This is a genomic window from Rhizobium metallidurans, assembly GCF_014196505.1.
Lineage (GTDB): Bacteria > Pseudomonadota > Alphaproteobacteria > Rhizobiales > Rhizobiaceae > Rhizobium > Rhizobium metallidurans.
Genome location: NZ_JACIDW010000004.1, coordinates 1 through 12,783, shown reverse-complemented (window position 1 = coordinate 12,783; position 12,783 = coordinate 1). Strand labels below are relative to the sequence as shown.

The following is a 12,783-nucleotide window of genomic DNA, read 5'->3' as shown; positions in this document are numbered from 1 at the left end:
CGCCGTTGCGGGCATATCTGTGGCATCAATCGCCATTGACGGCAATGGCACCGCGCTGATCGGGCCGATCAGCCCCGCGCCTCTCCCAGCCCCGCGATCGCCTGAGCGAAATCCTCGGCCTCGAAGGGCTCCAGATCGTCCACGCCTTCGCCGACGCCGATGAAATAGACCGGCAGCTTGTGCTTGGCGGAGATGGCGACGAGGATGCCGCCGCGCGCCGTGCCGTCGAGCTTGGTCATGATCAGGCCGTTGACGCCGGCGACGTTGCGGAAGATCTCGACCTGGCTCAGGGCATTCTGGCCGGTGGTCGCGTCGAGCGTCTGCAGCACGGTGTGCGGCGCGTCGGGGTCGAGCTTGCCGAGCACGCGCACGATCTTCTCGAGTTCGGCCATCAGCTCGGTCTTGTTCTGCAGGCGGCCGGCCGTGTCGATGATCAGCACGTCGCATTTCTTCTGCCTGGCCTGCTCGAAGGCATCATAGGCAAGCCCGGCCGCATCGGCGCCGAGCTTGGTGCCGACGAATTCCGACTTGGTGCGGTCCGCCCAGATCTTCAGCTGCTCGATCGCCGCCGCGCGGAACGTATCGCCGGCAGCAACCATCACCTTCAGTCCGGCGCCGGAGAGCTTGGCGGCGAGCTTGCCTATCGTGGTGGTCTTGCCGGTGCCGTTGACGCCGACGACCAGGATGACATGCGGCTTGTGGCTGAGATCGAGCTGCAGGGGCTTGGCGACCGGCTTCAGCACCTTGGTGATCTCGGCCGCCATGATCCGGCTCACATCCTCGCCCGACACGTCCTTGCCGTAGCGTTCCGACGCCAGCGTATCGGTGACGCGCAGCGCCGTCTCGACGCCGAGATCGGCCTGGATCAGGAGGTCCTCGAGATCCTGCAGCGTGTCGTCGTCGAGCTTGCGCTTGGTGAAGAGCGCCGAGATCTGGCCTGTCAGCTGCGAGGAGGTGCGGGCCAGCCCGGCGCGCAGGCGCTGGAACCAGTTGAGCTTGGCCGGGGCCACGATGGCGACGGATTCGGGGGTCGCGGCGGCGGTGGAGAAGCCCTTGGGGAGGATGGGGGTGTCTGTGTTGACCTGCGTTGGTTCGGGGGCGTCGGCGTCCGCGGCTTCCCCCCCTACCCTGCCGGGCATCCCCCCCACAGGTGGGGGGAGACTCGCGGCGGCGTCTTGCGCCCCGATATCGTCTTCGCTCTTGGCGAGGTCGGCATCGGGTCCATCCGCGCTGTCGTCAGCCGGCTGGCGAAGGTCGTGCTCCAGCTCAATCCCCCCACCTGTGGGGGGGATGCCCGGCAGGGTAGGGGGGGTCTTTTCAACAGACTCCGCCTCCGCCTCGGCCTCCAGCAGGGACAAAGGCACCAGTCCGACATCATCGGTCGCCAGCGCCGTCGGCAAATCCTCGGACACCTCGTCCTCGGCGACATCCTGACGATCGGCCGAAGGTCCACCGGCCGTCTCCATCTCCTCCGGCAGCGCCGGATCGGCGGCAACAGGCAGGTCGTCGGATGGTTGGCGACGATCGTGCCCCGTGTCCGTCCCCCCACCTGTGGGGGGGATGGCCGGCAGGCCAGGGGGGGTCTTGGTATCCGGCGCCTGCTCTTCCGCCGTCTTGTCGGGGCCGAAGGTGAAGACCTTTTTGATGAAGCTGAACGCCATGAGAATTCCGTCAGGTCAGGCCGCGTCGGCGGCCGTCAGTTGCATGTCGAGGTGCTTGCCGTCGTGGCCGATGATATCGACCTCGACCAGCGCCCGTGGCTTGAGCCCCGGTGCCGCGACAAGCGTGAAGTTTTCCGTATGGGCCAGTCCGTTGTTTTCCACCAGCAGCCATTGCCGCGTGCCCACCATGCCGTCGAGATGGGACTGATGCAGCATATGTCCAGTGGCGCGCAGCCGCGCCGCCCGCTCCTTGACGAGCCGCCGGTCGAGCTGCGGCATCCGTGCCGCCGGGGTTCCCGGTCGCGGGCTGTAGGGGAAGACGTGCAGATGCGCGATCCGCGCGTCCTCGGCGAGCCTCACCGCGTTGTCGAACATCGCTTCCGTCTCGGTCGGGAAACCGGCGATCATGTCGGCGCCGATCGAGATCTCCGGCCGCAGCCTTCTGACCTCGTTGACGAAATCAAGCGCATCGGCGCTGGAGTGCCGGCGCTTCATCCGCTTCAGGATCATGTCGTCGCCATGCTGCAGCGACAGATGCAGATGCGGCATGAAGCGCGCTTCGTCGGCGATGAGATCGAGGAGATGCCGGTCCGCCTCGATGCTGTCGATCGACGATAGCCGGAGACGCCGGATATCCGGCACCTGCTTCAGAAGCGTCTTCGCCAGCAGCCCGAGTGTCGGCTCGCCCGGCAGGTCGGCGCCGTAGCTGGTGGCGTCGACGCCCGTCAGCACGATCTCGCGATAGCCGCTTTCGGTGAGCTTGCGCGCCTGATCGACCACCGACCCCATCGGCACCGAGCGCGAATTGCCGCGGCCATAGGGGATGATGCAGAAGGTGCAGCGGTGGTCGCAGCCGTTCTGCACCTGGATGAAGGCGCGCACGTGGCCGTCGATGTGCTTGACCATCTGCGGCGCGGTCGACTTGACGCTCATGATGTCGTTGACGCGCAGCTTCTCTTCGGCCGAGACGCCGAAATCCGGCAGCGCGCGGTAATTGGCGCTTGCGAGCTTCTCTTCGTTGCCGAGCACCGCATCGACCTCGGCCATCCCGGCGAAGGTCTCCTTCTCGGTTTGCGCGGCGCAGCCGGTGACGATGATGCGGGCTTCGGGATTGTCGCGACGCGCGCGGCGGATCGCCTGGCGCGCCTGGCGCACGGCCTCGCCGGTTACCGCGCAGGTGTTGACCAGTATCGCGTTGTTGAGCCCGGCCTTCTCGGCCTCGGCCCGCATCACTTCGGATTCGTAGATATTCAGACGACAGCCGAAGGTGATGACCTCGACCCCGCTCACTTGGCTTCCGCCCCCGGAGCCTCGACCGCCTCATCGCGCTGCCAGGCGCCGGTCACGGGATCGACGGTGCCCGACCATTCCCATTCGGCGGGACCGGTCATGACAACGTGGTCGTCCTCACGCCATTCGATGGTGAGCGGCTGCCGGCTCGGCGCGGTTGCGACGTCGATGGTGACCTTGCGCCCTGTGCGGCCGGTGCGCGCGGCGGAAACGCCGGCAGCACAGGCGGCCGAACCGCAGGCAAGCGTCAGGCCGGCGCCGCGTTCCCAGGTGCGGGTGCGCAGGCTTGCGTCGGACGTCACCTGCGCCAGCGTGATGTTGGCCTTCTCGGGAAACATCGGATGGTTTTCGAGCAGCGGCCCGAAGCGCTCCAGATCGAAGCTCATCGGATCCCTGTCGACCCAGAAGATCGCGTGCGGATTGCCGATCGACATGGCTGAAGGCGAATGCAGCACCGGATTGTCGATCGGGCCGATCTGCAGCTCGATGCGGCTGGTATCGAAGAACTCTTCAGCCAGCGGGATCTTGTCCCACTCAAACACCGGTCTGCCCATGTCGACCGAGATGGTCCCGTCCGCGAGTTCGGCGGCGTTCAGGATGCCGGCAACGGTCTGTAAGGTGAAGACCTTCTGGCCGGTTTCGGCCGAAAGCGCCTGCACCACGCAGCGCGTGCCGTTGCCGCAGGCCTGCGCCTTGGTGCCGTCGCAGTTCAAGATGTCGATCCAGGCATCGGTGCCCTCGGCCTTCGGATCATGGATCGCCATGATCTGGTCGAACGCAGTCGCGGCATCGGCATTGAGCGCGATGGCGGCCTGAGGCGTCACCTTGTCGGTGCGCCCGCGCATGTCGACAACCAGGATCTTGTTGCCAAGCCCGTTCATCTTCGCGAATTCGACCGTTGCGCTCATTTGTCTCTGATCCATGTCTGTTCGGGCTGTATATGGCGGAAATGCGCGGGAATTACCAGTGGGCGGCGCGCGGTCCATCTGCTTCCTTCATCCCGTCGCAACGGGGAAAATTTCGCGCCGTGGCCAAGAAACATCGCGACATTATCAGCAGCATAGCGAAATTCGCGACAGTTTTTCATCCCCGTCGCCCGCGATCGCCACACACTGTCCAGGTCATCGGACAGGGAGCCGGGTTCGCGAACCGGTAACGCCAAGGTTGGCATCCGGCGTTTGGTGATGGTTGTCAGAGGTGGATCGAAGGCCGTCGGGGCCCGACATCCATCCGGCGAGGAAAGGCCGAGAGACGCTCCTGTCGGCCCGGACGACCCGGAAACCTCGAAGCAGCCGGGCAGGCGGACCGCCTGACACACATACCACCCATACAATGCCGCCTGCCCGTTCCCGTTTTTGGGTCCGCCGCCGTCGCCGAGCTTTGCTCCGCGCGGGGTTTCGTGGTACGCGCCGTCCACCCCATACAAGAGCAGCATCCGAATACAAAAAGGCCCGCGCGAGGCGGGCCTTTCGAAACCAGATCAGCAGTCGATCACTTGACCAGATTGCGCTTGGCCAGCGTGCGCAGGCGCAGCGCGTTGAGCTTGATGAAGCCGGCGGCGTCCTTCTGGTCGTAGGCGCCCTGGTCGTCCTCGAAGGTAACCAGCTTGTCGGAGTAGAGCGACTTGTCGCTCTCGCGGCCGATGACCATGACGTTGCCCTTGTAGAGCTTCAGCGTCACTTCGCCCTCGACATGCTCCTGGCTCTTGTCGATCAGCGCCTGCAGCATTTCGCGTTCCGGCGAGAACCAGAAGCCGTAATAGATCAGCTCGGCGTAGCGCGGCATGATCTCGTCCTTGAGGTGGGCGGCACCACGGTCGAGCGTGATGCTCTCGATCGCACGGTGAGCCGACAGCAGGATCGTGCCGCCGGGGGTCTCGTAGACGCCGCGCGACTTCATGCCGACATAGCGGTTCTCGACGAGGTCCAGGCGGCCGATGCCATTGTCGCGGCCGTAAGTGTTGAGCGCGGCGAGCAGCGTCGCCGGGCTCATGCGCACGCCGTTGATCGAGACGGCATCACCCTTCTCGAAGCCGACCTTGATAATGGTGGCCTTGTCGGGTGCGGCTTCCGGCGAGATCGTGCGCATGTGCACGTATTCGGGCGCCTCGACGGCCGGATCTTCCAGAACCTTGCCCTCGGAAGAGGAGTGCAGCAGGTTGGCGTCGACGGAGAACGGCGCTTCGCCCTTCTTGTCCTTGGCAACCGGGATCTGGTGGGCTTCGGCAAAGGCGAGCAGGTCGGTACGCGACTTGAACGACCAGTCGCGCCAGGGAGCGATGATCTTGATGTCCGGGTTCAGCGCGTAGGCCGAGAGCTCGAAGCGAACCTGGTCGTTGCCCTTGCCGGTGGCGCCATGGGCGATCGCGTCGGCGCCGGTCTTCCTGGCGATGTCGATCAGGTGCTTGGAGATCAGCGGGCGGGCGATCGAGGTGCCGAGCAGGTAGACGCCTTCGTAGACGGCATTGGCGCGGAACATCGGGAAGACGAAATCGCGCACGAATTCCTCGCGCACGTCCTCGATATAGATCTCCTTGATGCCAAGCATCTCGGCCTTCTTGCGCGCCGGCTCGAGCTCTTCGCCCTGTCCGAGGTCGGCCGTGAAGGTGACGACTTCGGCGTTAAGCTCGGTCTGCAGCCACTTCAGGATGATCGAGGTGTCGAGACCGCCGGAATAGGCGAGGACGACTTTCTTTACGTCTTTGTGCGATGCCATGATGATGAGATCCGTTGTGCCAGGAGGGTCGCGGCCAGCCGCAAGACCCGGTATCGCCGGGCACTTTTAGCGAGATTGACGCCGGACGCAAGGGCAAGGACGTCGAGAAACCGGGCCGCTAGAGGTGCTTTGCGATGTTCATGCGACGATGCAGGATGCGGATGATGGTGAGTTGGTCGCCGACCGCGCGATCGCTGAGACGAATTGCCTGATCATCGAGCGCGTCGCACGCGTTTTGCCTTTATGAAAGCATCGAAATCGAAGGGGCGCGGAACACCGGATTCCTCACCCTCGATGATCGCCGCCTCGATCGCATCACGCTCGGCCTTGTGCTGCAGCACACGCAATGCCGCATCGACGACCTCGTCGACGGAACCGTAATTGCCGTCCCGCAACTGTGTATCGATGAACTCTTCCATCTGCGCGTCGAGGCGGATCGTTTCCAGCCTGTCCATGCGGGAGCTCCTAGCGGATATATTTGCGATGCACCTCTTTCAGGAATGCCTCGCCGTCAAATTCCTCCGGCTCGCCTGACTGCTCGCCCTCGATGATGGCTGCCCGGATCGCCTCGATCTCGGCCTGGTCGCGCAAGAGCTGAAGGCCGTGATCGATGACTTCGCCCGCCGAGGCGTAACGGCCATCGCCGAGCTGCTCTTCGATGAAATCTTCCATGCGATCATCGATCGTTACCGACATGACCCTGGTCATCAAGGCTCCCGCGATCCGCTTGCCCGTGGTTTGACTTGCCCTTCGAGATTACCATATCTGGCCGCGAGCGAACAATCCCAGGCGAAAGGCTGAAGCCGTGACCGATCTCACCGATATCATCAAGCCCTCCAACGTTGCCGTCATCACCGGTGGCGCCTCTGGCATAGGCCTGGCGGCCGCCAAGCACTTCGCGACACAAGGCATGAACGTCGTCATCGCCGATCTCGGCGCCGACCGGCTGGCTGAGGCGGCAAAGGCGGTCGCGGCCATGTCCGGCGAAGACCGGGTCATGGCGGTCGAGACCGACGTCTCCGACAAGGCAGCGCTGCAGGCTCTCGAGCGGCAGGTCGTCCAGCGCTTCGGCAAGGTGCATGTGCTGATGAACAATGCCGGCATCGGGCCGGAGACCTCGATCTTCAGCGACGACAGCGGTTGGGACGCGATCCTGGGCGTCAACCTGATGGGCGTCGTCAACGGCACGCGTACTTTCGGCCCCGGCATGCTCGCCCATGGTGAGCCGGGCCTGATCATCAACACCGGTTCCAAGCAGGGCATCACCACGCCACCCGGCAACCCCGCCTACAACGTCTCCAAGTCAGGTGTGAAGGTGTTCACCGAGGCGCTGGAACACGAGCTGCGCAACACCAAGGGCGGGAAAATCTCCGCCCACCTGCTGATCCCCGGCTTCGTCTTCACCGGGCTTACCAAGGGCGACCGTACCGACAAGCCCGCCGCCGCCTGGACCCCGGAACAGACGGTCGATTTCATGATCGAGAGCATCGAAAAGGGCGACTTCTACATCCTCTGCCCCGATAACGACGTCGCCCGCCCGGTCGACGAGCGCCGCATGGCCTGGGCGATCGGCGACATCATCGAGAACCGCCCGCCGCTGTCGCGCTGGCATCCCGATTACGCCGAGCGCTTCAAGGCGTTTCTCGAAGGCAAGTAAGAGCTGAAGCGATCGGGCCTATTAGAAGGTTTGATTGGTGCATTCCTGGAAAGCCGGATATGAGACATTGCTTTCACATCCGGCTTCAAGAGTGTGCCATGGATTTTCTGCCGAGCCTGCCGAGCCTGCCGACGCTTCTGACCTTCTCCGCCGCGAGCCTGCTTTTGGCCGCGACACCCGGCCCTGACATGACGCTGTCGATCAGCCGGGCGCTGTCGCAGGGCAAGAAGCCGGCGCTCTATGTCGTGCTCGGCACCAGCCTCGGCATCGTCGTCCACACCATGCTGGTCGCCTTCGGCATCTCGGCGCTGATCACCGCCTCGCCGACGGCCTTCATGATCCTGAAGACGGGCGGCGCCGCCTATCTGCTCTGGATGGCGGTTCAGGCGATCCGCTACGGCTCCAAGCTCTCGGTCGAAAAGGTCGAGGACGCGAAAGGCACGCCTTTGTCGAACATATCGAGCGGCTTCTGGGTCAACCTGTTGAACCCCAAGGTCATCATCTTCTTCATGACCTTCCTGCCGCAGTTCGTCACGTCAGGTGATCCTGATGTCACGCAGAAGCTGCTCTTCCTCGGCTTCTTCTTTATCGTCATCGGCATGCCGGTGAACGCGCTCGTCGTGCTCGCCTCCGACTGGCTGGCGACCTGGCTGCAGAACAACAGGAAGGTGCTGCGCGGGATGGATTACACCTTCGCCGGCGTCTTCTCCGTCTTCGCGGCCAAGATCTTCTTCACCCAGGCGCGCTGATATCGGACGATATCAGCCGATCAGCAGCGCGTCGTCGTCGAGCGTCTGGCCGCGCATCTTGCGGAACATGTCGATCAGGTCCTCGACCTGCAGGTCCTTGCGGCTGTCGCCCGACACATCGAGCATGATCTCGCCGCCATGCAGCATGATCGTGCGGTGGCCGTAATCCAGCGCCTGGCGCATCGAGTGCGTCACCATCAGCGTCGTCAGCTTGCGCTCCGAGACCACGCGGTCGGTGAGCCCCATGACGAACTCGGCCATCCCTGGATCGAGAGCCGCCGTATGCTCGTCGAGCAACAGCACTTCGGAGCCGGCAAGCGTCGCCATCACAAGCGAGATCGCCTGCCGCTGGCCGCCGGACAACAGGTCCATGCGGTCCTTCATCCGGGTTTCGAGCCCAAGATTGAGCTCGGCGATGCGTTCGCGGAAATGTTCGCGCCGACGTGGCCCGAGCGCCGAGGTCAGCCCGCGCCGCTCGCCGCGCCGTGCGGCCAGCGCCAGGTTCTCCTCGATCGACAGCGCGCCGCAGCTCCCCGTCAGCGGGTCCTGGAAGACGCGGGCGACGAGGCCGGCGCGCGCGGCCGTCGGCTTGCGGGTGACGTCGGTGTGGCCGATCATCACCTGTCCCTCGCTTGCCAGCACATCGCCGGCGAGCACGCCAAGCAATGTCGACTTGCCGGCGCCGTTGGAGCCGATGACGGTGACGAACGAGCCTTCCTCGATCGTCAGGCTGACGCCTGATAGCGCCTGCTTCTGCAGCGGCGTGCCCTTGCCGAAGACGACCTTGATATCCTTGAGCGTGATCATGACGAGGCACCTCCGCGGCGAAGGCGGGGAAGGATGAGCGCCACCGTGACCAGGGCCGCGGTGACGAAATTGAGGTCGGAGGCCTGCAGGCCGATGACGTCGCTCGACAGCGCCAGCTGGATGGCGATGCGGTAGAGGATCGAGCCGATGACGCAGCCGATCAGCGCGATCAGCAATCCGCGCCGGCCGAGCAGCGTCTCGCCGATGATGACGGCGGCAAGGCCGACGACGATGGTGCCGACACCCGAGGTCACGTCGGCGAAGCCGTTGGTCTGCGCGAACAGCGCGCCGCCGAGCGCCACCAGCGCGTTGGAAATCGCCATGCCGAGATAGATCTGGCGGTTGGTATCGACGCCCTGGGCGCGGGCCATGCGGGCATTGGCGCCGGTGGCGCGCATCGCCAGACCGGAATCGCTCTCAAGGTAGCGCCAGACGACCACGACGGCGACGACGACAAGCACGCCTACGAAGAGTGGCCGCACGTAGAAATCGCGCAAGCCGAGGCCGAAGAACGGGCTGATCATCGTGTCGGCATTGATCAGCGCGACGTTCGGCTTGCCCATGACGCGCAGGTTCACGGAAAACAGCGCGATCATCGTCAGGATCGATGCGAGCAGGTTGAGGATCTTGAAGCGGACGTTGAGCATGGCGGTGACCATGCCGGCCGCCGCCCCCGCCGCCATGGCGATCAGCGCCGCCAGCCAGGCGTTCACGCCCGCGATGATCAGCACCGCGGTGACGGCGGCGCCGAGCGGAAACGAGCCGTCCACGGTCAGATCCGGAAAATCGAGCACACGGAATGCGAGGTAAACGCCGAGCGCGACGAAGGCATAGACCAGCCCCAGCTCCACGGCTCCCCAGAATGCGATCTGACTCAAGGCTTTTGCCCTTTCCTGTGCTGTTTTCCGTGGCAAAGACCCTCTCTGGCCTGCCGGCCATCTCCCCCACAAGGGGGGAGAAGACCCGTGGCACTCGATTGCCTCAATTGGGCGTCGAGGGCTCGGCCAGGTTAAGCCCTCCCCCTTGTGGGGAGGGTTGGGAGGGGTCTTCATCTCTATGCGATCAGCCGCCCCCGTGCAAACGGGAGCGGCTGCAACTGTTATCCCCCTCATCCCGGCCTTGTGCCGGGATCCAGCAGCATCGCGTCTGCGATGCGGAAGAGTCTTTTCAACCCAAGGACTTGGGTTGGCTGGATCCCTGTGACGAGCACAGGGATGAGGGTGGAGAATATGTCCTCAGTCGATCGTCTTCGTCGCGCGCTTCAGCACGCTCTCGGGCAACGTCACGCCCATCTTGGCGGCGGCGCCCTTGTTGATGACGAGGTCGCTGCCGGCGGCGACCTTGACCGGGATGTCGCCGGGGTTCTCGCCCTTCAGGATGCGAACGACGATCTCGCCGGTCTGCTTGCCGACGTCGTAGTAGTTGAAGCCGAGAGCGGCGACCGAGCCGCGCGAAACGGAATCCGTATCGGCGGTGAAGAGCGGCAGCTTGGCCTCTTCGGCGACGGCCACGGCACCCTCGAGCGCCGAGATGATGGTGTTGTCGGTGGGCACGTAGATCGCGTCGGCGCGGCCGACGAGGGCGCGGGCGGCACCCTGCACTTCGGCGGACTTGGTGGCGGCGGATTCGACGACCTTGAGGCCTGCCTTTTCAGCCTCGACCTTGAGCACGGCGAGCAGCGACACCGAGTTCGCTTCGCCCGAATTGTAGAGGTAGCCGATGGTCTTGGCGTTCGGCAGGATTTCCTTGATCAGCGCCACATGCTCGGCAACCGGCGACATGTCGGAGAGGCCGGTGACGTTGCCGCCCGGCTTGTCCATGTTCTTGACCAGCTGCGCGCCGAGCGGATCGGAGACGGCGGTGAAGACGACCGGGATGTCGCGGGTCGACGAGACCACGGCCTGCGCCGAAGGGGTCGAGATCGGCACGATGACGTTGGGGCCGTCGCCGGCGAACTGGCGGGCGATCTGGGCGGCGGTCGCGGGATTGCCCTGCGCCGACTGGAACACGAACTTGAGGTTCTCGCCTTCCTTGTAGCCTGATGCCGTCAGCACGTCGAGAACGCCCTTGCGGGCGGCGTCGAGCGCCGGATGTTCGACGATCGCGGTGACGGCGACGGTCACGTCTTCGGCTTTCGCGGGAAGGGAAAGGGCAAGTGTCGCGGCCACGGCGGCGAGCAGTACGGAACGCATGGGTATCCTCCAACTATGATTTTGGGCCGCTTGTAGGAAAAGCGGGCCCCGAAATCAATCATCAGAAGATGCTGTGAGGATCAAACTTGCTGATCACTCGCGCACCCATCACGCAAACATCAGTCATCCGAGCCGTGATTGGCGATCATCATCGCCTCGAAGGCCAGACGCTCGGTCTTGCGCATGCGCTCCGATTCCGACTTCAGCTGGCCGCAGGCGGCGAGAATGTCGCGGCCGCGCGGCGTGCGGATCGGCGAGGCATAGCCGGCCGAGTTGATGAAATCGGCGAACTTCTCGATCTGCGCCCAGTCGGAGCACTGGTAGTTGGTGCCCGGCCATGGGTTGAACGGAATGAGGTTGATCTTCGCCGGCACGCCCTTCAGCAACTGGATCAGCCCCTTGGCGTCTTCCAGGCTGTCGTTGACGTCCTTCAGCATCACATATTCGAAGGTGATGCGCCGGGCGTTGGACAGCCCCGGATACTTGCGGCAGGCGTCGATCAGCTCCTTCAGCGGATACTTCTTGTTGATCGGCACCAGGATGTCGCGCAGGTCGTCGCGCACGGCATGCAGCGAGATCGCCAGCATGACGCCGATCTCGTCGCCGGTGCGGAAGATTTCGGGAACGACACCAGAGGTCGAGAGCGTGACGCGTCTTTTCGACAGGGAAAGTCCGTCGCCGTCGGTGGCGATCAGGAGCGCCTGCTTGACGCTGTCGAAATTGTAGAGAGGCTCGCCCATGCCCATCATCACGATGTTCGAAACCTTGCGGCCCTCGGCCGGCATGATCGTGCCCTGCGGCGCCTCGCGATCGGGGAAATCGCCCAGCCGGTCGCGGGCGAGCAGGAGCTGCGACAGGATTTCCTCCGCCGTCAGGTTGCGCACCAGGCGCTGCGTGCCGGTGTGACAGAAGGAACAGGTGAGCGTGCAGCCGACCTGGCTGGAGATGCAGAGCGTGCCGCGCCCTTCCTCGGGGATATAGACCGCCTCGATCTCGACGGGACGACCGGCGCCGCGCGCCGGAAAGCGCAGCAGCCACTTGCGGGTGCCGTCGTTGGAGACCTGCTCCTCGACGATCTCCGGCCTTGCGATGGTGAAGTGCGCCTTCAGCGTCTCGCGCATGTCCTTGGAGATATTGGCCATGTGGTCGAAGTCGGAGACCCCGCGCACATAGATCCAGTTCCACAGCTGCGCCACGCGCATCTTGATCTGCTTGTCCGGCACGCCCTTTTCGCGCAGTGCCTGTCCCATCTCCTCGCGGGTGAGGCCGATCAGCGAGGGCTTCGGCAGGGCTTCGCCGCGCGCGGACTGGTTGCCCGCGGGCTTGAGAACGGTCATCGCATCCATGACGGACATTTCATCTAATCCCGAATTCAACATGCGATCCTCCCGATAGTCTCAACGACTGGCGGGCGGAACGGGCATGAAGGCAGAAAGTGAATGCGGACCTTGGCGGCCGAGCCGCGATCCATCCGCTGTTGTGCGCGCCTTTAGCATCATTTTTGCCATCCGTCACTATAGATGGAAACGACGAAGGCCGGCGCAAGGGGATGGGGTGTGGGGGAATAGACGTTTAGCGGTATGCCGCGTGGCCCCCTCATCCGACCCTTCGGGCCACCTTCTTGGATGATCAAAATATGAGATAGTTGTTTCTGCCGGGCGGGTGGCCACCCGCCCGGCAGCTGGTTGTCGGATCGTCACCTTCTCAGCCGT

12 protein-coding genes are annotated in these 12,783 nt (G+C 64.3%); 2 read left to right on the top strand and 10 right to left on the bottom strand.

Features of this window, described 5'->3' with window-relative positions; translation table 11 throughout:
* Positions 1 to 68 precede the first annotated feature (68 nt).
* The 6 genes from ftsY to GGQ67_RS09450 form a co-directional block, all read right to left on the bottom strand.
* On the bottom strand, positions 69 to 1,661 hold the full coding sequence (gene ftsY, locus GGQ67_RS09475) for a signal recognition particle-docking protein FtsY (protein ID WP_183899914.1): 1,593 nt from the start codon (positions 1,659 to 1,661) through the stop codon (positions 69 to 71).
* A gap of 15 nt (positions 1,662 to 1,676) precedes the next feature.
* Entirely contained in the window at positions 1,677 to 2,951 is a 1,275-nt protein-coding gene (gene mtaB / locus GGQ67_RS09470; protein ID WP_183899913.1) for a tRNA (N(6)-L-threonylcarbamoyladenosine(37)-C(2))-methylthiotransferase MtaB, read from the bottom strand.
* Positions 2,948 to 3,859 (bottom strand): diaminopimelate epimerase, encoded by a 912-nt coding sequence (dapF, locus tag GGQ67_RS09465; RefSeq protein ID WP_183899912.1) that lies wholly within the window; start codon positions 3,857 to 3,859, stop codon positions 2,948 to 2,950. Before dapF ends, mtaB begins: the two co-directional genes overlap by 4 nt.
* A 583-nt stretch (positions 3,860 to 4,442) precedes the next feature.
* Positions 4,443 to 5,666 carry an argininosuccinate synthase gene (locus GGQ67_RS09460; RefSeq protein ID WP_183899911.1) on the bottom strand — a complete coding sequence of 408 codons (1,224 nt, stop codon included), beginning with the start codon at positions 5,664 to 5,666 and terminating at the stop codon, positions 4,443 to 4,445.
* 212 nt (positions 5,667 to 5,878) lie between these two features.
* Positions 5,879 to 6,121, bottom strand: a complete 243-nt coding sequence (locus GGQ67_RS09455) for a type II toxin-antitoxin system ParD family antitoxin (protein WP_183899910.1) — start codon at positions 6,119 to 6,121, stop codon at positions 5,879 to 5,881.
* 10 nt (positions 6,122 to 6,131) lie between these two features.
* Positions 6,132 to 6,374, bottom strand: a complete 243-nt coding sequence (locus tag GGQ67_RS09450) for a type II toxin-antitoxin system ParD family antitoxin (RefSeq protein ID WP_183899909.1) — start codon at positions 6,372 to 6,374, stop codon at positions 6,132 to 6,134.
* A 97-nt stretch (positions 6,375 to 6,471) separates the two neighbouring features.
* Here GGQ67_RS09450 and GGQ67_RS09445 point away from each other — a divergent pair, with 97 nt between their 5' ends.
* Positions 6,472 to 7,323 carry an SDR family NAD(P)-dependent oxidoreductase gene (locus GGQ67_RS09445; RefSeq protein WP_183899908.1) on the top strand — a complete coding sequence of 284 codons (852 nt, stop codon included), beginning with the start codon at positions 6,472 to 6,474 and terminating at the stop codon, positions 7,321 to 7,323.
* 98 nt (positions 7,324 to 7,421) lie between these two features.
* A complete protein-coding gene (locus GGQ67_RS09440) occupies positions 7,422 to 8,072 on the top strand; it encodes a LysE family translocator (protein WP_183899907.1) in 651 nt (216 codons plus the stop codon).
* A gap of 12 nt (positions 8,073 to 8,084) precedes the next feature.
* Here the strand turns inward: GGQ67_RS09440 and GGQ67_RS09435 are convergent, their stop codons facing one another.
* From GGQ67_RS09435 to rlmN, 4 genes are all read right to left on the bottom strand, one after another.
* Positions 8,085 to 8,879: an ABC transporter ATP-binding protein gene (locus tag GGQ67_RS09435; RefSeq protein ID WP_183899906.1), complete on the bottom strand. Its 795-nt coding sequence runs from the start codon at positions 8,877 to 8,879 to the stop codon at positions 8,085 to 8,087.
* The gene (locus GGQ67_RS09430; RefSeq protein ID WP_183899905.1) at positions 8,876 to 9,757 is read right to left on the bottom strand and encodes an ABC transporter permease; all 882 of its coding nucleotides are present in this window, start codon (positions 9,755 to 9,757) and stop codon (positions 8,876 to 8,878) included. The genes GGQ67_RS09435 and GGQ67_RS09430 overlap by 4 nt, the downstream gene beginning before the upstream one ends.
* A gap of 357 nt (positions 9,758 to 10,114) precedes the next feature.
* Positions 10,115 to 11,071 carry an ABC transporter substrate-binding protein gene (locus GGQ67_RS09425; protein WP_183899904.1) on the bottom strand — a complete coding sequence of 319 codons (957 nt, stop codon included), beginning with the start codon at positions 11,069 to 11,071 and terminating at the stop codon, positions 10,115 to 10,117.
* A gap of 119 nt (positions 11,072 to 11,190) precedes the next feature.
* Positions 11,191 to 12,426 carry a dual-specificity RNA methyltransferase RlmN gene (gene rlmN / locus GGQ67_RS09420; RefSeq protein WP_183899903.1) on the bottom strand — a complete coding sequence of 412 codons (1,236 nt, stop codon included), beginning with the start codon at positions 12,424 to 12,426 and terminating at the stop codon, positions 11,191 to 11,193.
* Positions 12,427 to 12,783 lie beyond the last annotated feature (357 nt).